At 60.8% G+C, this 23,759-nt stretch carries 20 protein-coding genes; 10 read left to right on the top strand and 10 right to left on the bottom strand.

Annotated elements, in window-relative coordinates; genetic code table 11:
* Positions 1–44 precede the first annotated feature (44 nt).
* The 6 genes from polA to ACS5Q1_RS09170 all read left to right on the top strand — a co-directional run bounded on the left by polA (position 45) and on the right by ACS5Q1_RS09170 (position 8,879).
* On the top strand, positions 45–3,101 hold the full coding sequence (gene polA / locus ACS5Q1_RS09195; RefSeq protein ID WP_473097864.1) for a DNA polymerase I: 3,057 nt from the start codon (positions 45–47) through the stop codon (positions 3,099–3,101).
* A gap of 22 nt (positions 3,102–3,123) precedes the next feature.
* Complete coding sequence (locus ACS5Q1_RS09190) at positions 3,124–3,612, top strand: GNAT family N-acetyltransferase (protein WP_473097863.1); 489 nt, start codon at positions 3,124–3,126, stop codon at positions 3,610–3,612.
* 64 nt (positions 3,613–3,676) lie between these two features.
* Entirely contained in the window at positions 3,677–4,384 is a 708-nt protein-coding gene (locus ACS5Q1_RS09185; RefSeq protein ID WP_473097862.1) for a glutathione S-transferase, read from the top strand.
* Positions 4,385–4,557: 173 nt separating this feature from the next.
* Entirely contained in the window at positions 4,558–5,520 is a 963-nt protein-coding gene (locus tag ACS5Q1_RS09180; RefSeq protein WP_473097861.1) for a lamin tail domain-containing protein, read from the top strand.
* Positions 5,521–5,634: 114 nt separating this feature from the next.
* A complete protein-coding gene (locus tag ACS5Q1_RS09175; protein ID WP_473097860.1) occupies positions 5,635–8,331 on the top strand; it encodes an endonuclease/exonuclease/phosphatase family protein in 2,697 nt (898 codons plus the stop codon).
* A gap of 263 nt (positions 8,332–8,594) precedes the next feature.
* Positions 8,595–8,879, top strand: a complete 285-nt coding sequence (locus ACS5Q1_RS09170) for a hypothetical protein (protein ID WP_473097859.1) — start codon at positions 8,595–8,597, stop codon at positions 8,877–8,879.
* Positions 8,880–8,898: 19 nt separating this feature from the next.
* On the opposite strand, the gene ACS5Q1_RS09165 is transcribed toward ACS5Q1_RS09170, so the two are convergent.
* A complete protein-coding gene (locus ACS5Q1_RS09165) occupies positions 8,899–9,687 on the bottom strand; it encodes a class II glutamine amidotransferase (protein ID WP_473097858.1) in 789 nt (262 codons plus the stop codon).
* Between the two features lie 177 nt (positions 9,688–9,864).
* Between ACS5Q1_RS09165 and ACS5Q1_RS09160 the strand changes: the two genes are divergently transcribed.
* On the top strand, positions 9,865–10,164 hold the full coding sequence (locus ACS5Q1_RS09160) for a sodium:proton antiporter (protein WP_473097888.1): 300 nt from the start codon (positions 9,865–9,867) through the stop codon (positions 10,162–10,164).
* A gap of 9 nt (positions 10,165–10,173) precedes the next feature.
* Here ACS5Q1_RS09160 and ACS5Q1_RS09155 read toward each other — a convergent pair whose 3' ends face one another.
* On the bottom strand, positions 10,174–11,268 hold the full coding sequence (locus ACS5Q1_RS09155; RefSeq protein WP_473097887.1) for an NAD(P)/FAD-dependent oxidoreductase: 1,095 nt from the start codon (positions 11,266–11,268) through the stop codon (positions 10,174–10,176).
* Between the two features lie 155 nt (positions 11,269–11,423).
* On the bottom strand, positions 11,424–12,479 hold the full coding sequence (locus ACS5Q1_RS09150; protein ID WP_473097857.1) for an ABC transporter ATP-binding protein: 1,056 nt from the start codon (positions 12,477–12,479) through the stop codon (positions 11,424–11,426).
* A 308-nt stretch (positions 12,480–12,787) separates the two neighbouring features.
* On the opposite strand from ACS5Q1_RS09150, the gene ACS5Q1_RS09145 reads away from it, so the two are divergent.
* On the top strand, positions 12,788–13,888 hold the full coding sequence (locus ACS5Q1_RS09145) for a Gfo/Idh/MocA family protein (protein WP_473097856.1): 1,101 nt from the start codon (positions 12,788–12,790) through the stop codon (positions 13,886–13,888).
* A gap of 98 nt (positions 13,889–13,986) precedes the next feature.
* On the opposite strand, the gene ACS5Q1_RS09140 is transcribed toward ACS5Q1_RS09145, so the two are convergent.
* The 6 genes from ACS5Q1_RS09140 to ACS5Q1_RS09115 form a co-directional block, all read right to left on the bottom strand.
* Positions 13,987–14,790 (bottom strand): NAD-dependent epimerase/dehydratase family protein, encoded by an 804-nt coding sequence (locus ACS5Q1_RS09140; protein ID WP_473097855.1) that lies wholly within the window; start codon positions 14,788–14,790, stop codon positions 13,987–13,989.
* Between the two features lie 128 nt (positions 14,791–14,918).
* Positions 14,919–15,797, bottom strand: a complete 879-nt coding sequence (locus ACS5Q1_RS09135) for an SMP-30/gluconolactonase/LRE family protein (protein WP_473097854.1) — start codon at positions 15,795–15,797, stop codon at positions 14,919–14,921.
* Complete coding sequence (locus tag ACS5Q1_RS09130) at positions 15,797–16,828, bottom strand: Gfo/Idh/MocA family protein (RefSeq protein ID WP_473097853.1); 1,032 nt, start codon at positions 16,826–16,828, stop codon at positions 15,797–15,799. The genes ACS5Q1_RS09135 and ACS5Q1_RS09130 overlap by 1 nt, the downstream gene beginning before the upstream one ends.
* A 10-nt stretch (positions 16,829–16,838) precedes the next feature.
* Complete coding sequence (locus ACS5Q1_RS09125) at positions 16,839–17,705, bottom strand: carbohydrate ABC transporter permease (RefSeq protein ID WP_473097852.1); 867 nt, start codon at positions 17,703–17,705, stop codon at positions 16,839–16,841.
* Positions 17,698–18,639, bottom strand: a complete 942-nt coding sequence (locus tag ACS5Q1_RS09120; protein ID WP_473097851.1) for a carbohydrate ABC transporter permease — start codon at positions 18,637–18,639, stop codon at positions 17,698–17,700. The genes ACS5Q1_RS09125 and ACS5Q1_RS09120 overlap by 8 nt, the downstream gene beginning before the upstream one ends.
* A gap of 87 nt (positions 18,640–18,726) precedes the next feature.
* Complete coding sequence (locus ACS5Q1_RS09115; protein WP_473097850.1) at positions 18,727–20,007, bottom strand: ABC transporter substrate-binding protein; 1,281 nt, start codon at positions 20,005–20,007, stop codon at positions 18,727–18,729.
* A 364-nt stretch (positions 20,008–20,371) separates the two neighbouring features.
* Here ACS5Q1_RS09115 and ACS5Q1_RS09110 point away from each other — a divergent pair, with 364 nt between their 5' ends.
* Together ACS5Q1_RS09110 and ACS5Q1_RS09105 are read left to right on the top strand one after the other, a co-directional pair.
* Positions 20,372–21,622: a Gfo/Idh/MocA family protein gene (locus tag ACS5Q1_RS09110; RefSeq protein WP_473097849.1), complete on the top strand. Its 1,251-nt coding sequence runs from the start codon at positions 20,372–20,374 to the stop codon at positions 21,620–21,622.
* A gap of 81 nt (positions 21,623–21,703) precedes the next feature.
* Positions 21,704–22,816, top strand: a complete 1,113-nt coding sequence (locus tag ACS5Q1_RS09105; RefSeq protein WP_473097848.1) for an Ldh family oxidoreductase — start codon at positions 21,704–21,706, stop codon at positions 22,814–22,816.
* Positions 22,817–22,889: 73 nt separating this feature from the next.
* Here ACS5Q1_RS09105 and ACS5Q1_RS09100 read toward each other — a convergent pair whose 3' ends face one another.
* On the bottom strand, positions 22,890–23,756 hold the full coding sequence (locus ACS5Q1_RS09100) for a sugar phosphate isomerase/epimerase family protein (RefSeq protein ID WP_473097847.1): 867 nt from the start codon (positions 23,754–23,756) through the stop codon (positions 22,890–22,892).
* Positions 23,757–23,759 lie beyond the last annotated feature (3 nt).

The raw sequence follows: 23,759 nt of genomic DNA, 5'->3' as shown, positions 1-23,759 counted from the left end.
GCTATCTCTTCCCCGTGAGCAGCCCTTCAAGCCCCCGAGACCCGATGTCCTCGTCCTCCCGTCCCGTCCAAGCCGGCGACCATGTCTTTCTCGTCGACGGCTCCTCCTTCATCTTCCGGGCCTATTTCCAGTCCATGAACCAGGACCAGAAGTACAATGCCCGCTCTTCGGACGGCATGCCGTCGGGAGCCGTACGGCTCTTCGTGTCGAAGCTCCTGCAATTCATGCGCGACGGGGCGGCGGGGTTGAAGCCGACCCATCTCGCCATCGTGCTCGACAAGTCCGAGGGCTCGTTCCGCAAGGAGCTTTACGAGGATTACAAGGGCCACCGCCCGGATGCGCCGGAGGACCTGAAGGTCCAGATGCCGATCATGCGCGAGGCGATCCGCGCCTTCGGGCTCGAGCCGGTGGAGCTTCAGCGCTACGAGGCGGACGATCTCATCGCCACCTATACCCAGCAGGCCAAGGCCCGTGGGGCGGATGTACTCATCATCTCCTCCGACAAGGACCTGATGCAGCTCGTGGGGCCGAAGGTCTGCTTCTACGATTTCGAATCGGGCTCCAAGGGCAAGCCCGGCTACCGGCCCGAGCGCAATCTCGACGAGGCCGCCGTCATCGAGAAGTGGGAGGGCATTCCGCCGGAAAAGATCGGCGACGTGCTGGCTCTCATGGGCGACACATCGGACAACGTGCCGGGCGTGCCGGGCATCGGGCTGAAGACCGCCGCGCAACTGATCAAGGAATACGGCGATCTCGAAACGCTGCTGGAGCGCGCGCCCGAGATCAAGCAGCCGAAGCGCCGCGAGACGCTCATCAACAATGCGGAAGCCGCGCGCCTGTCGAAGAAGCTCGTGACGCTCGATTGCGAGGCGCCGGTGCCGGTGCCGCTCGACGATCTGCGCCTGCCCGAGCCCGATGCCAAGACGCTGATCGGCTTTTTGAAAGCCATGGAGTTCAACACGCTCACCCGGCGCGTGGCGGAGCTCTACGATGCCGATCCGGCCGCGATCGCGCCGGATCAACGCCTCATGCCCGGCGGCGAGGCGATCCGCTGGACCGGCAACGGCACCGGCGTAACGGCGCCCACCGACGATGCCGTGCCCTTCTTCGGAAAGGTCGATACCACGGCGGGCGAGGTCGATCCCTTCGCCGGTCTCGACCTGCCGGAGACCAGCACCTTGCGCAAACCTGTCGAGGGTCTCGGCACGCCCTCGCAGCTTGCGGGAAAGCGCGTGACGGAAGCCTCATCCGCTCCCTTCGACGTCACCGCTTACGAGACCGTCACAAGCCTGGAGCGCCTGAAGGAATGGGTCGCTCTGGCGCGCGAGCAGGGCTATGTCGCGGTCGATACGGAAACGAGCGATCTCGATGCGAACCGCGCCGATCTCGTCGGTTTCTCGCTCTCGGTTGAGGCCGGCAAGGCCTGTTACGTGCCGCTGCAGCACCGCGATGAATCGGATCTCTTCGGCGGCGGCCTCGTGAAGGGTCAGATCCCGATCACCGATGCGCTGGACGCCATCCGCCCGCTTCTCGAAGATCCATCGGTTCTCAAGATCGGGCAGAACCTGAAATACGACTGGGTCGTGTTGAAGCGCCACAACATCGACGTACGCCCGTTCGACGACACGATGCTGATCTCCTACGTGCTCGATGCCGGCAAGGGCTCGCACGGCATGGACGAGCTCTCGCGCCGCCATCTCGGCCACTCGCCGATCAGCTTCTCGGAGGTCGCGGGCACGGGCCGGAACAAGGTGACCTTCGACAAAGTCGAGATTTCGAAGGCCACCGCCTATGCGGCGGAAGATGCGGACGTGACCTTGCGCCTGTGGCAGGTGCTGAAGCCGCGGCTTGTCTCCGAGCACCGCGCCACGGTCTATGAGACGCTCGAGCGCCCCATGGTCGATACGCTGGCCCGTATGGAGATGCGCGGCATCATGGTCGACCGGCAGATCCTCAGCCGTCTCTCGGGTGATTTCGCGCAGACGCTGGCGCGGCTCGAGGACGAGATCCACGAGATGGCGGGAGAAAAATTCGCGCTCGGCTCGCCGAAGCAGATCGGCGACATTCTCTTCGGCAAGATGGGTCTGCCCGGCGCGAAGAAGACACCGTCCGGTCAATGGGCCACGCCCGCAACCCTCCTCGATGAACTGGCGCAGGCCGGCCACGAGCTGCCCGCAAAAATTCTCGAATGGCGGCAGCTCTCCAAGCTGAAATCGACCTATACCGATACGCTGCAGGAGCACTTGCATCCCGAGACCAAGCGGGTGCACACGTCGTTCGCGCTGGCAGCGACGACGACGGGACGTCTCTCGTCGTCCGATCCGAACCTGCAGAACATTCCGATCCGAACGGAAGCCGGCCGCAAGATCCGCCGCGCCTTCATCGCGCCGGAAGGCCACAAGATCATCTCGGCCGATTACAGCCAGATCGAGCTGCGCATCCTGGCGCATATCGCCGACATTCCGCAATTGCAGGAGGCTTTCGCGGAAGGAATCGACATTCATGCGGCCACCGCCTCTGCTATGTTCGGCGTGCCGCTCGACCAGATGACGGGCGATCTGCGCCGTCAGGCGAAGACCATCAATTTCGGCATCATCTACGGCATCTCCGCCTTCGGCCTCGCCACACGCCTCGGCATCGGCAATGCGGAAGCCTCGGCCTTCATCAAGCAGTATTTCGAGCGCTTCCCCGGCATCCGAACCTATATCGATGAAACCAAGAAATTCTGCCGCGACAAGGGCTACGTGACGACGCTGTTCGGGCGCGTCTGCCATTATCCGCAGATCAAGTCGTCGAATCCGTCCGAACGCGCGGGCGTGGAGCGCCAGGCGATCAATGCGCCCATTCAAGGCACCGCCGCCGACATCATCCGCCGCGCCATGGTCCGCATGGAAGACGCGCTCAAAGCCCAACGCCTCTCCGCCCGCATGCTGCTGCAGGTGCACGACGAACTGGTGTTCGAGACGCCCGACGACGAGGTCGAGGCGACGCTGCCGGTGATCTCGCGCGTGATGACGGAAGCCCCGTTCCCTGCCGTGACGCTCAAAGTGCCGCTCGCCGTGGAAGCGCGGGCCGCGCAGAACTGGGACGAGGCGCATTAGGCGGGCAGATGACTGCGCAACTGTGAAGAATTCCGCTCTCAGGATCCGGTCGGCGACAGCCGACGATGCCGACACGATTTTCAGCTTCGTCGCCGGGTTGATCGACGATCATCGTCCCGGCCAAACGCCCTGGACCTCTGCCGAGCGGATCAAAGCCGATGGGTTCGGGCCTGATCCGCTGTTCGAAGCGCTCATTGCGGAACGCGGCGGAAAGGCTGTCGGCTTCGTTTCGCTCTTTCGCGGCTATGCCGGCTGGCGCGGCAAACCCATGGGTATCGTTCATGCCTTGTATGTCGTACCTGAAGCACGCCGTACGGGTGCAGCACGCGCATTGATGGCGGCCGTTGCAAGGGTTGCGCTGGAGAGGGATTGGATCCGCGTCGAACTCTTCGTCGAGGAAGAGCGACCGGCGATCCGCTTCTACGAATCCATCGGCATGCGCGACCTGCATCATCGTCATATGCGACTGGAAGGCGCGGCCCTGGAGCGTCTGGCTCACGACGCCCTTTGACATTCGAATCTGCTGCTCCACCCTCTTCAGGCGATGCATCGTTGGAAGAGAATGGACGCGCCTCATGCCTTACGAACTCTACTACTGGCCCAATATCCAGGGACGCGGCGAGTTCGTGAGGCTGGCGCTCGAAGAGGCTGGGGCTGATTATGTCGACGTGGCGCGACAGCCCAAGGGGATGGCCGCCATGATGCGGCTGATGGAGGATGCGGAGCAACCGCCTTTCGCGCCGCCCTTCCTGAAGGATGATGAGACCATCATCGGCCAGACGGCGGCGATCCTGCTTTACCTTGGTGCCCGACACGGGCTTGCCCCCAAGGATCCGGCAGGCGGGCTCTGGACGCATCAGATCCAGCTCACCATCGGCGATTTCGTCGCCGAGGCACATGACACGCATCATCCGGTCGGGGCCGGCCTCTATTACGAAGATCAGAAGGAGGAGGCGCTCCGGCGCTCGGAAGAATTCCGCGACAGCCGTATTCCGAAATTCCTGAACTGGTTCGAGACCATCCTCACCCGCAATCCTGAAGGCGGCCATCTCGTCGGCCGCGCCCTCACCTATGCCGATCTGTCCCTGTTCCAGGTCGTCGAAGGGCTGACCTACGCCTTCCCCAAGGCGACGAAGCGGGCCCTGAAGGGCGCTCCCCATGTGGCAGCCCTTCACAATGTCGTATCGGAAAGGCCGCGCATCAAGGCTTATCTCGCAAGCCCCCGGCGCATCCCCTTCAACGAGGAAGGGATTTTCCGCCGCTACCCCGAGCTGGACGGGTAAGCGCCTCGAATTGCTTGCAAAAATTCACATTGACCAGTCACCGGGCAGTCTTTGCCTTTCATAAGACTGTCATCTCCGGCCCGTAGGACTTGCACATCTTAACAATACATCGTTTCATGGCTAAATGCTTTCACGCGGAAGCCGGAAAAGCGAACGAAGCGCGAGGACCTATCATGGCTAATGTCTGGATCAACGAGTTTCACTACGATAATAGTGCCGCAAATGACCCGAACGAATTTATCGAAATTGCAGGCTTTGTGGGCACCAATCTGAATGGTTGGAAGATTCAGCTCTACAATGGCAGCAATGGTCAAGTTTACCATACGTTCGACCTGACTGGTACGATCCAAGGACCGTCTGAAAGCGCTTTTGGTTTCATCGGTATCGACCCACCCAGCACGAATTTCATTCAGAACGGCGGACCCGACGGAATCGCATTGATCGACGCGGCCGGAAACGTCGTCGAGTTTTTGAGTTATGAGGGAGCTTTTAAAGCCACTGACGGCGCTGCAGCTGGAATGGACAGCACAAATATCGGAGCTTTCGAAAATGGCGGCGGCTCGTCCACAGGGTCGCTCCAGCGCCAGGGAGTTGGCTATGACTCGGAGGATTTCGATTTATGGACCGCTTTTAGCGCTGTCGGTACGGCGACAAAAGGCGGTGTGAATACCGGCCAAACATTTGAGCTTCCAGCAGGCCAAAGTCTTAGAATTTCAGCTGATACGGCCATCACCGAAGGCAGCGACGGTACGACAACGGTTACATTCACAGTTACGCGCTTCAACCCGGGTGAAGACGTTACATTCGACTGGAGCTTGGCAGGCCTTGGTCAAGATGGTTGGGCATCAACTGACGATTTCACAGGGCCTACCAGCGGAAGCTTTACCTTTACGGGAACCCGAACCACCTACGACATTACCGTTACGGTTAGTACTGACAAGCTATACGAATTGAACGAGCGATTCTCTGTTGTTCTGTCAAATGTCACCCCCGGCGTGACAGTCATACAGTCGTCCGCGACCACGACGATCATGAACGATGATCCAGTGCGGATTTACGATATTCAGGGCTCTGGCCTGACGGCTGCAAGAAATAACCAAGTGGTCATGACTACTGGTATCATCACCGGCATCTAGATGATTGGCGAGAGCCGAGGTTTCTATATCCAGGATGCAACAGGTGACGGCAATACGGCGACTTCCGACGGCATCTTTGTGTTCATGGGATCCGATTGGATACCAAACTTCGAGGTGGGAGACGAAGTTTTCGTTAATGGCAAGGTCACTGAATTTAATGGCCTGACACAAATCACTAAAGTCAGCGATACAATTCCTGTTACCGTCAGTCTCATCGACAGAGGCAACGCGCTTCCTGAGGCCGTTCTGATTGGGCCTAACGGCATAACGCCCCCGACCGATACAGTTGCAAATGCAATCGCGTTCTACGAAGCTCTGGAAGGCATGCGCGTAACGGTCGAGCCGACACGGGTCGTCGGCGCACCTAACAACTTCGGCGAGGTCTATACGGTTATCGAAGGAGCATACGACTCCGATAGCCTCAATGACCGTGGCGGGCTCTCGATATCAGAGGAAGGCGACTTCAATCCGGAGCGGATTCAGTTCGATAATATCCGCGATTCGCTCAACATGCCGATGGTCGATGTCGGTGCCCGGCTGGGTGCACAGACCGGTATCATGTCCTACGGCTTCAGCAACTATGAGGTCTTGATCAGCACTACGCCTGTCGTAACACAAACCTCGAACCTTCAACCGGAGGTCACCAGCGTCACAAGGCCTAACGAGTTTTTCCTTACCTTTGGTAACTACAACGTAGAGAATCTCGACATCAACGATGATGACGGCGACGCCGATATCGATGGAGGCCAGTTCGCTGCCGTCGCCAACCAAATCGTCAACAACCTGGGTGCGCCGGCTGTGCTGGCCCTTCAGGAGGTCCAGGACGACTCCGGCTCCGTCGACAATGGCGTGACATCTTCCCACAAAACTCTGCAGAAGCTGGTGGACTACATCAAGGCCGCAGGCGGCCCAGAGTACAAGTTCGCCTATCTGGAGCCCGTGAACAATAAAGATGGCGGACAAACCGGTGGTAATATCCGTCAAGCCTTCCATTATAACGATGATGTGGTGGATTTCGTCGCGGGATCATTAAAACGCATCGTCGACGATCAGCCTACAGTCGATGGCGACGCATTCGAGGCCAGCCGCAAGCCACTGGTCGCACAATTCGATTTTCAGGGCGAGCGCTACACCTTCATCAATAACCATTTGAACTCCAAGAGCGGTGACGGCGGAATCTTTGGCACGACTCAACCCCCTGTTCTTAGAAGCCAAGCCCAGCGTATCGAGCAGGCGAAGATCATCAATGCCTATGTAGATGAGCTTCTGGAAAATCCTCTTACACAAAATGTCGTCGTTCTCGGCGACCTCAACGACTTTTCCTGGAGCAACCCGCTCAAGACTCTCGACGGCACCATCAACAGCGGCCAGCAGGTGCTCTGGAACATGGCCGAGGACTTCATCGCTGACCCGCGCAACCGCACCGATTACATCTACGAAGGCAATTCCCAGTCTCTCGACCACATTTATGTCTCGGCCGCCCTGCGAGCCCGCATGGAGGCCTTCGACATCGTGCGCATCAACTCCGAGTTCGACGCCAACCAGCAGGTGAGCGACCACGATGCGCTCGTGGCGCGCTCGACCTTCAAGGTCACGCGCGCGACGATCAACAATCCCAATATCGGTGGCGATGGCGGCAGCAATGCGCTGATCGGCACCGGAAGCGCCAACGTGCTGCTTGGCGGTGCCGGGCGCGATTACCTGGAAGGCAATGCCGGCGACGACATCCTGCTCGGCGGCGAAGGCGCGGATGGTCTCTATGGCGGCGAGGGCATCGACTATGTCTCCTATGTCGGCGCGACTTCGGGCGTGACGGCCAGCCTCGACGCCCCTCTCGTCAATACCGGCGAGGCTGCAGGCGACACCTATAATTCCATCGAGAACATGCGGGGCTCGGCCTTTACCGACGTGCTCATCGGCAATATGGCCAGCAACCTCATCGATGGCGATGCCGGTGCCGACACTCTTCAGGGCAACGGCGGCAATGATACCTATATCGTCGACAACGCTCTCGATAGAATTATCGAGGCTATGGGTGCCGGCACTGATACTGTTCGGACCAGCATCAGCTTCACGCTGACCGCCAATATGGAAGTGGAAGTGCTCACGACCACCGGCAGCGGATCGATCGATCTGACGGGCAATGCCTTCGTCAACACGATCACCGGCACGGCGGCGGGCAACGTCATCAATGGCGGCGCTGGCGCCGACCGCATGGCCGGGCGGGAAGGAGACGACACTTACATCGTCGACAATGCAGACGATGTGGTGACCGAGGTCGCGGGAGGCGGTTCGGATACAATTCAGACCTTCGTCAGCTTCGCGCTCGGCTCGACCACCGATATCGAGCGGCTGAACGCCACCGGTGCCGCAAATGTCTCTCTCACAGGCAATGCCGTGATCAACACGATCACCGGCAACACCGGCGCCAACAAGATCTATGGCGGCCTCGGCAACGATATCCTGCGCGGGGGATCCGGCAAGGACACCTTCGTGTTCGACACCAAAGCGAACAACAGCACGAATGTGGACAGGATCTTCGACTTCAGCGTGCGGGATGACAGCATCTACCTGGACAACAAGGTCTTCACCAAGCTCGGCTCCGGCTCGGCCTCGAAGCCGAAGAAGTTCACCTCCGACATGTTCATCAAGGGCGCCAAGGCGCAGGACCGGGAGGACCGGATCGTCTACGACAACAAAACGGGCGCGCTCTATTACGATCAGGACGGTACCGGCGCCAAGGCCCAGGTGAAGATCGGCACGCTCAACAAGAGCCTCAGCCTCTCCCACAGCGACTTCTTCGTGATCTGATCGACATACCTATCATGACTTCAGCGAAAGGCCCCTGCTCATACAGGGGCCTTTCGTCTGCTCGAGCATCGGACCCAAAAGTGGATCTGTACTTTTGGGATCCATCCGATGCTCCCTTCTTTGATGAGCACATCGTTGGGCGCGGAACCGGAGGTCCGCACGATATGCTGGTGCCGATCCCTTCCGAGATATGGATCGGACTGATACACGCCTCATTTATTCCATTCTGCTTATAGATCTTATGGAAGGATCAGGAGCAGGCCATGAGTGAGGAAACTGAAAGCGTTGCGAACCGTCTCTGGCGCGACCGGGCACAATTGCGCGAACAGGAGCGGAACGAAATTCAGGCCCGTCTCCGGATCGCCGAAGAGAAGATTGCCATTCTCATGGCCGAGAATGACCGGCTCACCAGCGAGAATGCCCGGTTACGAGCCCTTAATAATCCGGATACCGGGTCAGCCCAAACCGAGACCGAACTTCAGATGGAAGCGCTCAAGGGCGCGCTGATGTCCCTGATCGCGCGGCCGGCCGACAGCCTGAATTCGTGAACACTGGCCGGCATCCCTTTCAGGCCGCCAGACATCCCATGGCCTCATTCAGGCATTCCACCGTGACATGGCCTGCCTTGGCGACGAGGCTGCAACCTTTCGGCACCTCGCGCCAGCCTCTGGTCTTGTCGTCGATGGGCTCGGAGACCACGAGCAGGTTACCGTCATCCTCGCGGAAATACAGGGTCGGCGGTTTCGCATCGCAGGCCCAGCGATAGGCCCAGAGGTTCTCGCCATCGGTGAAGGCGGCGGTAAAGCGCAAGGCTTCCTCGATGCCCGCCTGATCCATCAGGCCGCGCACCTGCTTGAGGGTCCGCGCCATGGCGGTGACAGGTTCCTCGGGCAATCCATTGGCGAGAGCGAGGAGGAAGATCACCTCCGAATCCGTGGTGCCAAGGCGGCGGTCGTAGAGATCGTCGGGGATCAGGGCTTCCAGCCGGCGCTTGATGCGCCCGTAGCCGCCGATCTGGCCGTTATGCATGAAGAGATAACGGCCATGGGCGAAGGGATGGCAATTGGCCCGCGTGGTCGAGGTGCCGGTGGAAGCGCGCACATGGGCGAAGAAGAGCCGCGATCGCACCTGCTCGCACAGGCTTCTCAAATTCTCGTCCGACCAGGCGGGGCGGACCTCACGATAGGTCCCCGGCTCGCTGCGCTCCCCGTACCAGCCGATGCCGAATCCGTCGCCGTTCGTCTCGGTCTTGGCCTCCACCGCGTGAAGCGATTGATGGACCAGAGAATGGGCCGGGGCGCAGACGAGTTCGTCGAGGAAGATCGGCTCCCCCTGATAGGCGAGAAAGCGGCACATCGGCTGGACAGCCCCCTAACGCGGCAGTTTTTGTAACCCTGTTGTACTATCTTTGACTTATGGTGAATAGCCGGTTAACGGCAGAGCATCGGAATTGACCCCAAAAGCGGAATGCGCTTTTGGGGTCAATTCCGATGCTTCTTCTCTTGGCGAGCGCATGCTTAGTCTCATAAAAACATCGGCAAGCACTCTATAACGAGCCGGTGGGACCGGCGGCTCGCTCAGCCCCTCGGTGATCCGCCGCTCTTCCTCGGCTTCCTGCGCGGCGTCGATTTCTTCTGGACCACCACACACCTGCTGCCGGCAACGCTCTTCGCCAGCGTCCTCCTGCTCGCTCTCTTCTTCGCGATCGATCTCATCGTCTACAAGAAGGAAGGCCGCGTCCGTCCCGATCCGACGCCGGACAATCCGGTCCGCATCACGGGCGGCATCAACGTCCTGCTGATCGCCGTCATCATCTTGCGCCGTCCGGGATGACGCTTGTCTTCAAGCTCTCAACCTCTCCGCCGCATCCTCGGCAATCGAAAGGCATGAGGTCAGCCCCGGGCTCTCGATGCCGAAGAGATGCACGAGCCCTGATAATCCATGCTCTGCCGGCCCATCGATCATGAAGTCGGCAGCCTTCTCGCCTGCTCCGGTGAGCTTGGGACGAATGCCGGAATAGTCAGGAACAAGTGACCCATCGGGGAGCCCAGGCCAGTAACGGCGGATGGAGGCGTAAAAGCTTTCTGCCCGACGCGGATCGACCTCGTATTCCTCGCGCTCGATCCATTCCACATCGGGTCCGAAACGCATGCGGCCGGCAAGATCGAGCGTCACATGAGTGCCTAAGCCGCCTTCGACGGGAGCGGGGTAGATGAGACGCGAGAAGGCGGGCTTGCCGAGACAGCCGAAATAATTGCCCTTGGCGAGGACCAGGGGCGGCACGCGACCGACCGGATAGCCTTCCGTCGCGCGGGCAAGTGCCTGGGCGCCGAGCCCCGCCGCATTGACCACCGCATCGACGGTGAGTTCAGCCGGCTCCGCTCCACCGACCTGAACGTTCCATCCTTGTGCGTTCCGTATGATCCGCTCCACCGGCGCATGAAAGGCAATCACGCCGCCAGCGTTTTCGAGATCGCCCTGCAGCGCCAGCATCAGCGCGTGGCTGTCGACGATCCCGGTCTCCTGCGACAGCACGGCACCCGTGCAGGCAAGGTTCGGTTCCAGGGCTCGCGCTTCCTCACCCGTCAGGTAGGCGAGCCCCTCGACGCCATTCGCCAACCCCTGCTCGTAGATGCCCTCGATCTTGGCCTGCTCGAGATCATTGGTAGCGACGATGAGCTTGCCGCACTTGGCATGAGGCACGCCGTGGTTCTCGCAGAAGGCGTAGAGCATCCGTCGTCCGTTGACACAGTGACGTGCACGCAAGGAGCCGGAGGGATAGTACATCCCGGCATGGATCACTTCACTGTTGCGCGAGGAAACGCCATTGCCGATGCCGCCGGTCGCCTCGGCCACGATCACGCTATGACCGCGAAGGCCGAGAGCGCGCGCGACGGCAAGCCCGACGACTCCTGCGCCAATTACCAGGACGTCTATGACCGCCTCCCAACTCTGTGAGTTCATCAGGCTGGGGCATACAACGGCGTTCGACCGCCATCCAGGGCTGCCATTTCAACCCAGCAATGACAGCGCTGCCGGTCTCACAAAAAAGGCGGCCTCGCAGATGCGGGCCGCCATCAAGTGACTTGTGATCAGAGGCGCTTACCGGTCTGCTCGTCGAACAGATGCACCAGCTTCGGATCCGGCGTGACGCGGATCTGCTGGCCCGGTTGGGCATCGACGCGCTCGCGGAACACGCCGACGATATCGGTGCCCCCGAGCTTGGCGAAGACCTGCGTCTCCGATCCCGTCGGCTCGACGACGGCCACTTCCGCCGGCAAGCCATTGGCCTCGTCCAGGATGAAATGCTCCGGCCGGATGCCGTAAATGATCGGCTGTCCGTCCGAGGCGGCCGGCGCATGGGCGACCGGCAGGGTGATGCCGCTCTCGGTGACGAAGCGGCCGCCCTGCAGGTGACCTTTGAGGAAGTTCATGGCCGGGGAGCCGATGAAGCCGGCAACGAACAGGTTGGCCGGACTGTCATAGAGCTCGAGCGGTGCGCCGACCTGCTCGACCACGCCATCGTGCATCACCACGATCTTGTCGGCCATGGTCATGGCTTCGATCTGGTCGTGGGTCACGTAGATGGTGGTGGTCTTGAGACGCTGGTGCAGGGCCTTGATCTCGGTGCGCATGGCGACGCGCAGCTTGGCGTCGAGATTGGAGAGCGGTTCGTCGAACAGGAAGACCTGCGGATCGCGCACAATGGCACGGCCCATGGCCACGCGCTGGCGCTGGCCGCCGGAGAGCTGACGCGGATAGCGGTCGAGCAGCTTGCCGAGCCCAAGGATCTCGGCGGCGCGGTCGACCCGGGCCTTGATCTCGGTCTTGGGCGCCCGCTTCAGCTTGAGCGAGAAGGCCATGTTGTCGGCCACCGTCATATGCGGGTAGAGCGCATAGTTCTGGAACACCATGGCGATGTCGCGCTCCTTGGGCGGAACGTCGTTGACCACCTTCGGCCCGATCCGCAGCTCGCCGCCGGAGATGTTCTCCAGCCCGGCGATCATGCGCAGGAGGGTGGATTTGCCGCATCCCGACGGCCCGACGAGGATGACGAACTCCCCGTCCTGGATGTCTATCGATACGCCATGAATGACCGGAACCGTTCCGAAATTCTTACGGATGTTGCGGATCTCGACTGAGGCCACGGGGCTTCCTCCAAAACTTTGTGCGTTCTCGGCACTCTCAGGGTGCCCTGCCAGAACCTTGATATGGCTACGCTATCGTAGGTGTTTCTACAACTTGATCAAGTTAAGCACATATCATGTTGCACGACAAATCTTGACATGCAAGCCGGAGTGCCGTTGCATCGCGAAGATTACGGCTCCTGACGCTCAGCCACGATGAGTCGCTGCCATCCGTTTGCGGATCGTCTGTCGTCACACACAGGAACCGGATTTGCATCGTCAAGCTCTGAACAGCCTGCACGGCTCGGAGCGAAGGGAGAAAAGCGCTCATGATCAAGAATGTTGCGGTCGTTGGCTGCGGAATCGGCCGCACTCACATCGAATCCTATGCGGCTCATCCGGACAAGTTCCGCGTGGTCGCCATCTGCGATCTCAATGACGAGCGTCTGGCGAGCATCGGCAATGAGTTCGGCATCGAGCGTCGGACCAAGGATTACGCCGAGATTCTCCGGATGGACGATGTGGACGTCGTCGATGTCTGCACCCCCCCGGCAGTCCATCTCGAGCAGATCCTGGCGGCTCTCGCCGCCGGCAAGAACGTCGTCTGCGAGAAGCCGCTCGTGGGCTCCGTGGCCGATGTGGATAAGGTAATCCAGGCCGAGAAGCAATCCAAAGGCCGAGTTCTGCCGATCTTCCAGTATCGCTACGGCAACGGCATCATGAAGGCCAAGCACATCATCGACAAGGGCATTGCCGGAAAGCCCTATCTCGCTTCCGTCGAGGTGTTCTGGAAGCGCACCGCGAAGTACTATGACAACCCTTGGCGCGGGCGCTGGGAAACCGAGCTTGGCGGCGTTCTCGTCACCCACGCGATCCACCTGCATGACCTTCTCACCTTCGTCATGGGCCCGGTGAAATCCGTGTTCGCGCGCGCCGCCACCCGCGTGAACAACATCGAGGTGGAGGATTGCGTCGTCGGCAGCCTGGAGATGCAGAACGGGGCCTTAGCCTCCACAGCCGCAACATTGGGCTCGCAGGACGAGATCAGCCGCCTGCGCTTCTGCTTTGAGAACGTGACCTTCGAGAGCTGCCAGAAGCCTTACGCCCCCGGCGACGATCCGTGGAAGATTATTCCAGCCTCTCCCGAGGTGCAGACCCAAATCGACCAGGCCTTCGAAGGATGGAATTTTGTTCCGACGCGTTTCGAGGGATTGTTCGCGCCCTATCACCAGGCGCTTGTCACAGGCGGAGAACTTCCCATCACCCTGGCCGATGCGCGCCGCTCGCTGGAACTGTTGAGCGCCTTCTATCAGTCCATCGAGACCGAGCGTCCGCAGCCCGTTCAGGTCGGCTCCGACCATCCGCGTTACGCGAACTGGAGCCTCGCAAATAAAGGCGCGGACATCCTGCGATATGCTGCTCGGGCTTAGTCATCACCTCATGAAAAACCCGGGGTGCTTGCAGTGCACCCCGGGCTTTTATTTTTGTTCAGCCCGTTGAGCCAGTCCGTTACACGCTCAACGGAACCTCAGCCTAGCCATTCCTTCCGGCCTTCGAATTCATCCGACACGAAATTTCCGCCTTGGTATTGGCGGGCGAGCTCCGTCTTGAGCTCGATATCCCCGACGTCCGCCGCATAGACCTCTGCATTGTCCTGCGGCTCGTAGCCGAGACGGTAGGCTGCGGAATTGTCCCACCAGGAACGGGTGTTTTTGGAGACGCCATAGACGATTTCGTGCACGTAATCGGCACTCAAACCCACCTGGATCAGACGCACGAAATCGTCCTGGGATAACCACGTGGACAAAGCCCTTTGGTTGTCCGGCTTGGGCAAGCACGAACCGATCCTCAGGCAAAAGCTGCGGATGCCATGCTTGTAGGCATAAAGCGCCGCCACATCCTCCCCGAAGGCTTTCGTCAACCCGTACCTCGAATCGGGTCGGGCAGGGCTTTCGCCCGAAAGCACTCTGTCGTTCGGGTGCATGCCGGTGGCATGATTGCTGCTCGCGAAGATCACACGGTCGACGCTTGCGCGCCTCGCACCCTCATACAGATTGATAGTGCCGATGATGTTGGACCGGAGCAGTTCGGGCCATTCGGTTTCATACGGGATGCCGCCGAGGTGGATGATGGCATCCACCCCCCGGCACATGGCTTCGACGGCAGCAGCGTCGGCAAGATCGCAGGCGACGATCTCCTCGCCCTCCCCCGCCGTCCCCAAAGGGACAATGTCGGAAAGCCGCAGCAACTGGAACTGTCCAGCGAAGGAGCGGCGCAGAAGGCCTCCGAGAAGGCCGGCGGCTCCGGTGAGCAGAATTCGTTTCGTGGTCATGGCTGGTTCGCAGTGCTGATGGCGAGAGGCTTATTTATACGATATATGATGAATCATACCGTTTCGGCCGGCGAGACTAATCGAGAAAATCCGTCGGAATCCCCAGGACAGCACCGGGACGGCAACCGTCAGGCGTCCGCCCAACGCTCGATCCGTACCCCGGCCACCGGGGAAGACGCGATGAAGAGGCTGCCGGATTGCGGGGCGGAGGCCAGCACATCGGGATTGTCCGGCTTGAGGGACGTGATGACCAGAGTCTTCAGATCGTCACCGCAGAAGCACGGCATGGTAGGGGCCGGCACCGGAACGGGATGAGACGAAACGATCTCCCCGTCCCGCGTGATGCGGTTCAGACGCCCGGCTGACACGCCGCAACTCCAGTAAAATCCCTCTGCATCGCAGGCCCCGCCATCCGGCCGGCCGGTGGCTTCATCGAGCGTGGCGATCCGAGCCCGGTTCGCGAGGCGACCTGACGAAGCTTCGAAATCATAGCGGTCGATCCAGGGACCGCGGGAATCCGAATGGAACATGGTGCGTCCGTCGGCGGACCATGCCAGTCCGTTCGAGACGAGGCATATATGCTCAAGGACACGTGTTACCTGACCGCGCCCATCGACGCGATAGAGGGAGCCCCGCGGCTCCTTCTGCGGACGGTCATCCATCGAGCCGACCCAGAAGGCACCGTCCGGCCCCACCTTTCCGTCGTTCAGACGGTGCCAGGTTGGCTCGCCCGGAACCTCCGCGATGATGCTGAGGCTTTCACTCTCCGGATCGAAGACGGCGATCGTGCGCTCCAGCGCCACGACCAAGCGGCCGCTGGCACCGAGCCCAATGGAGCCGACGACCCGCGGCATCGTCCAGGTGCGATGCTCCGTGCCGTCGAGCCGGATCGAGTGGATGGCCGGAGCCTTGATATCGATGAAGAACAGAACCTCACGGCGGTCGTCCCAGACGGGGCTTTCACCAACTCCGCAGCGAACATCCTTGAGCAGGCGGAAGTCGAGCATCAGCGGGTCCCCTGCCCGGCTAACGCGGCTTCCGCCAGCGCCTGCGCCTTGAGAGTCAGTTCCATGGCCTTGAAGCAATGTTCCTGGCTCATGGCGGTTTCGGTGCGGTCGCGAACATCGTTGAGGAAGTTGCGCCCGTAAGGCAGGTCCTCGTTGGAGCAGTCGAGATGACGCATGCCCGTCTTGTCCACGAGGAAGAGGTGATCCTTGCCCTCGCGACCGGCGATATCGATGTACTTGCGCATCTCGATAGTGCCCTCGGTGCCGACGACCATGACGCGTCCGTCGCCCCAGATCGGCAGACCATCCGGCGTGAACCAGTCGACGCGGATATAACCGGTGGCGTCAGGCGTCCTGAGTGTCATCTCGCCGAAATCCTGCAGACCCGGCGTGTGAGGATTATTGCGGTTGGCCACCATCGCATAGGTGACCTCGGCATCCTTCGCGCCTGTGTAGAACAGGAACTGCTCGCATTGATGGGACGCGATATCGGTCAGGATCCCGCCATAGGCCTCGCGCTCGAAGAACCAGGACGGGCGGATAGGTGCGTTCAGGCGGTGCGGGCCTAGGCCCAGGGTATTCATGACCTTGCCGATAGCACCAGAACGGATCAGCTCGCCGGCCTTGTCGGTGACGCGGCTGCTGAAATGCTCGGAATAGAAGATCGAGTAGATGCGCCCGGTCTCCTTCTGCACCCGGCGTACTTCTGCCAGTTCGTCGAGCGTGATCATGCCCGGCTTGTCGACCATGTAGTCCTTTCCGTGGCGCATCGCTTCGATGCCGATGCGCGCGCGGTCCTTGGGGATCGCGGCACTGAGAACGACGGCGATGCTGTCGTCCTTCAGGATCCGGCGCGCGTCGTCGGCGCGCCGGGCCTGCGGGTAGCGCTCTGCGAAGGGAGCGACGAGGTCGTCCTCCTTGGCAAAGAAGGACACGAACTCGCCGCCGGCGCCGAGAAGGGCATCAACCTGGCCGAGGATGTGGTTGTGATTGATGCCGATGACGGCGAAGCGAATTCCGGATGTTGACATTCGCTTGTCCTTAACCTTTCAGACCAGTGGTCGCGATGCCTTCGATCAGCAGGCGCTGGAAGACCACGAAGAACAGCAGGACCGGGATCAGGGCGACCACGGACATGGCGAACAGCGCGCTCCAATCGGACTTACCCGTCGAGTCCACGAAGGTGCGCAGACCGAGCTGGACCGTGTATTGGCTCGCATCGTTCAGATAGATGAGCGGGCCGAAGAAGTCGTCCCAGGTCCAGATGAAGGTGAAGATCGCGGCCGTGGCCAGCGCCGGCATCGACAGGGGCAGCATGACGCTCCAGAAGATGCGCCAGGGCCCGGCTCCATCGATGATCGCCGCCTCATCGAGCTCGCGCGGAATACCGCGGAAGAACTGGTAGAGCAGGAAGATGAAGAAGGCGTCCGCGGCCAGGAACTTGGGCACCACCAGCGGCAAGAAGGTGTTCACCCAGTCGAGGTTGAGGAACAGCACGTATTGCGGGATGAGCGTCACGTGATAGGGCAGCATCAGCGTGCCGAGCATGAGCGCGAACCAGAAGTTCTTCAGCGGGAATCTTAAGCGCGCGAAGGCATAGGCCGCCAGCGAGCAGGAGACCACGTTGCCGATCACGCTCAAGACCGAAATCACCAGCGAGTTCCAGAAGAAGGTCCCGAAGCTGACGGTCAGTCCGGACCAGCCACGGATATAGGCATCGATGGTGAAGGTGTCCGGCCAGAGCGAGGCGTTGCCGAAGATCTCGTCGTCCGGCTTGAAGCTGCTCGCGAGCATCCACAGGAGCGGATAGAGCATGAGCAGCGACACGCCGCACAGAATCACGTGGTACAGAAGCGAGCGGGCTCCGCTGACATTCTGCGTCGTTCCGGCTGTTGCTGCATCAATCATTGTAATGGACCCAGTAACGAGAGGTGAGGAACGAGAAGGCGGTGAAGCAGGCGATGATGATCAGAAGGATCCATGCCAAAGCCGACGCGTATCCCATGCGGAAATAGGCGAAGCCTTCCTGGTACAGGTACAGGGTGTAGAAGAGCGTCGAGTCGATCGGACCGCCCGTACCCTCGCTGATGATGAAGGCCGGGGTGAAGGCCTTGAACGCATCGATGGTCTGCACGATGCCGTTGAAGAAGATCACCGGCGTGAGCAGCGGAAGGGTGATCTTGATGAACTGCTGCACCTTGTTGGCGCCGTCGATGCTGGCGGCCTCGTATACGTCCGGCGGGATCTGGCGCAGGCCGGCGAGGAAGATGATCATCGGCGAGCCGAACTGCCAGATGCTGAGCAGCACCAGGGTGTAGAGGGAGTAGTTCGGGTCGGAGATCCAGCTCGGACCCTCGATACCGAAGAGAGCCAGCGCCACGTTGACGAGACCGTCCTTGGCGAAGAGCTGGCGCCACAGCACCGCGATGGCGACGCTCGCGCCGAGAAGCGAGGGCAAATAGAACAGGGCGCGATAGAGGGGCAATCCGGCGATGCCGCGGTTGAGCACCATGGCGAGACTGAGCGCGAAGGCGAGCTTTAGCGGAACGGCCATGATGACATAGGCGAACGTCACCTGCATGGAATGCCAGAACTTCGCATCATTGGTCATGATGCGCTGATAATTGGCGGTTCCGATGAATTGCGGATCCTGCAGCAGGTCGAAATTGGTAAAGGACAGATAAAGGGATGCCAGTGTCGGGCCGAGGGTCAGTCCGAGAAAGCCGATGAGCCAGGGTGCCAGGAAGGAGTAGGAAACGAGCGCACGGGAAAATCCTCCCCGACGCTTGCTGCGCTTCTCCGGCTCGATGATCGTCAAAGGAATTTGAGCAGTTGTTGTCATAGAGTATGGCTCACAGCAATGTCATGATAGACGGACAGGCCGACCCGGTTCGGCTGGGTCGGCCTGGTGAGTCAAAAAGCGCTAACGTCAGGCGCGGCTCAGAATGGCCTGTGCTTCGCTGACATATTGCTTGCCGCCATCGGCCGTGGACACGCGTCCGAAACCGACCTGCTCGGAGATGCGGCGCAGCATGGTCTGGATCTCGCCGGCGCCCTTCGGCGGAGCAGGCGGGATCGGCCCGACCTTCGGCGTGACGTGGGAGATGAAGTCCACGACGAGCTTGCCCTGGGCGTCGAGATCCGCCGACACCGCGTCGCGGATCTTCGGCGAGGCCGGAACGCCGCGCTCCACGCCGAGAGCCTTCGCGCCATCCACGTCCTTCACGGTGAAGTTCGCGAATTTCACCGCCGGCTCGGCCACCTTGCTGCGGGCATAGATGCTCCACATCATCGACGGCTTGAGATAATGGCCGGGATTCGGGCCTGCGCCCTGCGGATACATGGTGATGCCGAGCGGGTTCTTGTTGAGCACTTGGTAGCCGACATACTGATTCGAGTGGTTGAACGCGCAGGCTGCACGACCCTGCGTGAGCAGGTTCGTCTCGATATTGTTCTTGTCGAGCGCCTGGAGATCGGCCGGCGGGCAGGCCTTGGCTTCGCGCGCCTTGGCCCACATGGCGAACCAGTCTGCCGCATCCTTTTCCGTAAGGCCAAGCTTGCCGTCCTCGGTAAACAGCGCCTTGCCGCGCTGCCGGAGCCAGTTCTCGAAAGCCGGCTCTTCCCCGCTGGCATCGGACGAGCCGAAATACTCGCCGTTATGCGCTTTTGTGACCGCAGCCGCGAGTTCGAAGAACTTGTCCCAGGTCACGTCGATCGGCTCGGCCACACCAGCCTTCTGGAATGCGGCCTTGTTGTAGATCATGGCGTTCGAGTTGTTGCCGATATTGATGCCGTAGAGCTTGCCGTCGACCTTGCAGCTGTCGAGGGAAGCCTTGTCGAAATCGCCGATATCGAGCGACTTGCCGAAAAACTCGTCGAGCGGCAGCAGCGCGCCGCGGCGGGCATATTCCGCCACATAACGGTAATCCATCTGGATCAGGTCCGGCGCGTTGCGGCCGGCAGCCTGCGTGGCGAGCCGCGGCCAGTAATCGCCCCAGGCTAGGGTCTCACCGTCGATCTTCACGCTTGGGTTCCGCTCCTGATACAGCGAAACCGCCTTCAGGGTGCGATCAGAGCGCTCCTTCGAGCCCCACCAATACAGGCGAATGCGGGCATCCTGCGCGAAAGCCGGAAGGCTTCCGAAAGCGCTGAGGCCGGCGGACCCAAGGGCCGCCTTCAGCAAAGTCCTACGGTTAAGGTCGTGAGTCATGTGGCGTTTCTCCCTCTTAGGCGCCGCTTCGACGGTCGCCCGAATGTGTTGCCTCTCTCGACGACAGCTCTTTTTCTTTGGCATCCGTACCGTCGAGGTTTCGGTCCCCTCATGCCATACGTTACGGAAGCGGTTTTCTTATGTCGCCGTCCGACATGAAGCTAAAATTTAGAGTGGTTGTATGTCAACCAGTTGTATGATGTAATTTGGCGATCTAAGCTCTCATAAAGAAGCTTTCCAAGAGACAACCACACCGAGGACCGAGCCCCGCTGATGGTTCGTCGATGGCCGAAACCCTTATTTGTCTGACAAATTTCAACGCTCAAGCACCTAAAAGAGCGAAGCAGCAGGAGAACCCAAGGTAATGGATCGCTCAAGCAGGAAACGCATCGCCCTCATCGGCACCGGCCATCGCGGCACGGGCATGTGGGGGGTCAACGTGGTCAAGGACTACAGCGACTACGTCGAAATCGTCGCCCTCTGCGACAAGAATCGCCTTCGCGCCGAGCGGGCCCGGGGCTTTCTGGGAATCGATGCCCCCATTTATGCCGATGCCCAGGAGATGATCGCGACGGTCAAGCCGGACCAGGTCATCGTCTGCACCCGTGATTCGAATCACGACGAGATGATCGTGCGGGCGCTTGAGGCCGGGGTGGACGTCATCACCGAGAAGCCGATGACCACCACGGCCGAGAAGGTGCGGCGCATCCTCGATGCCGAAAAGCGCACGGGACGCCGCGTCGACGTGACCTTCAACTACCGCTACGCTCCGACCGTCCGCAAGATCAAGGAACTGCTGAATTCCGGAGTAATCGGCGATGTCACCTCCATCGATTTCCACTGGTTTCTCGACAATAAGCATGGTGCCGACTACTTCCGCCGCTGGCACGCGGTGGAGGAGAATTCCGGCAGCCTCTTCGTGCACAAGAGCACCCACCATTTCGACCTGATGAACTGGTATCTGGACGACGATCCGGAGCATGTCTTCGCCTTCGCCAGCCTGCGCAAATACGGCAAGGTCGGTCCCTTCCGCGGCGAGCGCTGCAAGACCTGCGAGCATGCCAGCTACTGCGATTACTACATGGACATCAGCAAAGATCCCTGGCTCGAGGCTCTCTATGAGGATCCGTCCCGGGAGGACGGTTATGTGCGCGATGCTTGCGTGTTCCGTGAGGAGATCAACATCCCCGACACGATGTCGGCCATGATCCGCTACAAGAAGGGCGTGCAGGTTACCTACTCGGTGAACACCTACATGCCGATCGAAGGCCATTTCATCGCCTTCGACGGCACCAAGGGCCGCATCCAGATGCGCCAATACGAGCGCCAGCCCTGGGAGACGCCGGAACACGACGAGATCCAGCTCGTCAGAAACTTCGGCGGCGTCGAGACTATCCAGGTGCCGCACGAGCCAGGCGGCCATTTCGGCGGCGATCCGAAGCTGCAGGACATGCTCTTCAAGCCGGGCACGCCCGACCCGCTGAAGCAGCGAGCGGGTTCGCGCGCCGGCGCCATGTCGGTGCTATGCGGCATTGCGGCGCTGCAGAGCTCGAAGACGGGTCAGATGGTCAGCGTCTCCAAGCTGCTCGATCCGGCGCAGGCGATTGCCGCCTAACGAAAGACGGGAGGTGGCATCAGCCGCCTCCCCACCTGCTCCGCAGATTGGAGCAGCCAAAGGAACCTAAGAGAACACGCTATGATCGCGAGCGAGAATTTCTCGGCGGATGTGATTCGCGCCCAGATCGAGGCGATCCTGCGGGCCTGGGGCATGAGCGAGGAAAAGCTTCGCCTGACCGCCGAGGTGATGGTCGAAACCGATCTACGCGGCATCGACTCGCACGGCATCTCGATGCTCACCCAATATGCGCAGATGCAGAAGGCCGGCCAATTGCAGTTGCAGGCCGAACCGAAGATCGTTCGGCAGAGCGCGAGCACGGCGTTGATCGATGGCGGCGCCGGATTGGGGCATCCCGCCGCCCTGATGGGCATGAATCTCGCGATCGAGAAGACGCTGGCGCACGATGTCGGCGTCGTCTCCATCTTCAACTCGCACCATTTTGGCGCTGCCGGTTACTACGCAACGATGGCCGCCGAGCGCGGATTGATCGGTGTCGTATCCTCCACGACCCGCGTGATCTCGGTGGTGCCGACGAACGGGGTCGAGCGCGTGCTCGGCACCAATCCAATCGCGGTCGCGGTGCCGGCAGGATCACATCCGAACATTTGCGTCGATATCTCCACCAGCGTCGTCGCGGCCAACAAGGTGAAGGTTTATGCTCTGCAGGAAAAGGAGCTTCCCGCCGGATGGGTGATCGACGGCCAGGGGCATCCTGTCACCGATTCCGGCCAGGCCTTCCGTCAAATCTTTGAAGATCACGAAGGCGGCCTCGCGCCCATCGGCGGCGATGGCAGCAACATGGGCGGGCATAAAGGATATGGACTTGGCCTGATCGCGCAGATCCTGTCAGGGAGTTTGTCCGGCGCGTCATTCTCGCCGGTCCGGAACCGGACGCAGAAGCCGTCGGATCCCGACAATATCGGCCATTTCTTCATGGCCCTGAATCCGGCCGCCTTCCGGCCCTTCGATGAATTTCAATCCGATGTGGAGGTCGTCATCGACACTCTGCACGCCACGAAGCCGAGGCGCGACGACGAGCCGGTTCTGGTACCGGGTGAGCCGGAATGGGCCGCCCGAGAGGAGCGTCTCGTCACGGGCATTCCGATCCCCGAGACATTGAAACTGAAAGTGCGAGAGATCGCAGAAGCTGCGGGCGCACCGTATTTGTTTAAATCAGCGCTCGCAGCATGAGGGGTTGTGGCTCCCGCCCGTGGGCGGGAGCCAATGTTCAAGACACGATGTCAAAGATCGAACGGGCGTCTGTTCAGACGACCGTGCGGTGGCGCTCGATGCAGGTGGCGAGCACCTCCTCCATCGGCTTTTTCCACCAATTGTTTTCCGAAAAAATCTCGACTTCCGAATAGCCGGCAAAACCGACCGCTTCGACCTCTTGGCGAATGCCACGCAGATCGATGACGCCGTCGCCCATCATGCCGCGGTCAAGCAGCAGATCGGTCGTCGGCACGAGCCAGTCGCAGACGTGATAGGCGAGCAGCCGATCCTGGCCCGTGCGACGGATCTGCTCCTTCAGCTCTGGGTCCCACCAGACGTGGTAAACGTCGACCGCGAGGCCGAGCATCCCTGTGCGTTCCGGGTCGACCCGATCGCAGATGTCGAGCGCCTGGCGCATCGTGTTCACGCAGGCCCGATCCGCCGCATACATGGGATGCAGCGGCTCGATAGCGAGCGGCAAACCGGCTTGGCGGGAATATTCGAGCAACGTCGCAATCCCATCCTCGACCATGGCGCGCGCCGCGTCGATGTCCTTCGAGGCTGCAGAGCCCGGCCGCGAATATTGCGGCAGGCCGCCGACCACGAGAACGAGGCAGGGCGCACCGAGCGCGACCGCCTCATCCACCGCGCGGCGGTTGTCGTCGTTGGCCTCCTGCAGGCGTGCCGCATCGGCCGGGAACATGCCGCCGCGGCAATAGCCGGAGAGTTCGAGTCCCGCATCCTTCACGGCGGCGACAGCCCGGTTTAGCCCGACCGCGGCCACTTGGTCGCGCCAGGGCGAGATCGCTTTGATGTCGGCTCTGGCGCAAGCCTCCGTGATGGCGACGAGGTCGCCCTGCTTTCTCACCGTCGCGGTGTTGATCGACAGAGCGCGGTGATCGCGTGTGAAGTCACGCATGGT

This window comes from Microvirga sp. GN3 (assembly GCF_055792825.1).
Note: the sequence above shows the minus strand (reverse complement) of the source record. Positions and strands in the feature narration are given on the sequence as shown.

Excerpts from the sequence above, each read along its gene's own strand:
- polA (WP_473097864.1), top strand. The coding sequence starts at position 45 with ATGTCCTCGTCCTCCCGTCCCGTCCAAGCCGGCGACCATGTCTTTCTC.
- ACS5Q1_RS09185 (WP_473097862.1), top strand. The coding sequence starts at position 3,677 with ATGCCTTACGAACTCTACTACTGGCCCAATATCCAGGGACGCGGCGAG.
- ACS5Q1_RS09180 (WP_473097861.1), top strand. The coding sequence starts at position 4,558 with ATGGCTAATGTCTGGATCAACGAGTTTCACTACGATAATAGTGCCGCA.
- ACS5Q1_RS09170 (WP_473097859.1), top strand. The coding sequence starts at position 8,595 with ATGAGTGAGGAAACTGAAAGCGTTGCGAACCGTCTCTGGCGCGACCGG.
- ACS5Q1_RS09165 (WP_473097858.1), bottom strand. The coding sequence starts at position 9,687 with ATGTGCCGCTTTCTCGCCTATCAGGGGGAGCCGATCTTCCTCGACGAA.
- ACS5Q1_RS09145 (WP_473097856.1), top strand. The coding sequence starts at position 12,788 with ATGATCAAGAATGTTGCGGTCGTTGGCTGCGGAATCGGCCGCACTCAC.
- ACS5Q1_RS09140 (WP_473097855.1), bottom strand. The coding sequence starts at position 14,790 with ATGACCACGAAACGAATTCTGCTCACCGGAGCCGCCGGCCTTCTCGGA.
- ACS5Q1_RS09135 (WP_473097854.1), bottom strand. The coding sequence starts at position 15,797 with ATGCTCGACTTCCGCCTGCTCAAGGATGTTCGCTGCGGAGTTGGTGAA.
- ACS5Q1_RS09130 (WP_473097853.1), bottom strand. The coding sequence starts at position 16,828 with ATGTCAACATCCGGAATTCGCTTCGCCGTCATCGGCATCAATCACAAC.
- ACS5Q1_RS09125 (WP_473097852.1), bottom strand. The coding sequence starts at position 17,705 with ATGATTGATGCAGCAACAGCCGGAACGACGCAGAATGTCAGCGGAGCC.
- ACS5Q1_RS09120 (WP_473097851.1), bottom strand. The coding sequence starts at position 18,639 with ATGACAACAACTGCTCAAATTCCTTTGACGATCATCGAGCCGGAGAAG.
- ACS5Q1_RS09115 (WP_473097850.1), bottom strand. The coding sequence starts at position 20,007 with ATGACTCACGACCTTAACCGTAGGACTTTGCTGAAGGCGGCCCTTGGG.
- ACS5Q1_RS09110 (WP_473097849.1), top strand. The coding sequence starts at position 20,372 with ATGGATCGCTCAAGCAGGAAACGCATCGCCCTCATCGGCACCGGCCAT.
- ACS5Q1_RS09105 (WP_473097848.1), top strand. The coding sequence starts at position 21,704 with ATGATCGCGAGCGAGAATTTCTCGGCGGATGTGATTCGCGCCCAGATC.
- ACS5Q1_RS09100 (WP_473097847.1), bottom strand. The coding sequence starts at position 23,756 with ATGCGTGACTTCACACGCGATCACCGCGCTCTGTCGATCAACACCGCG.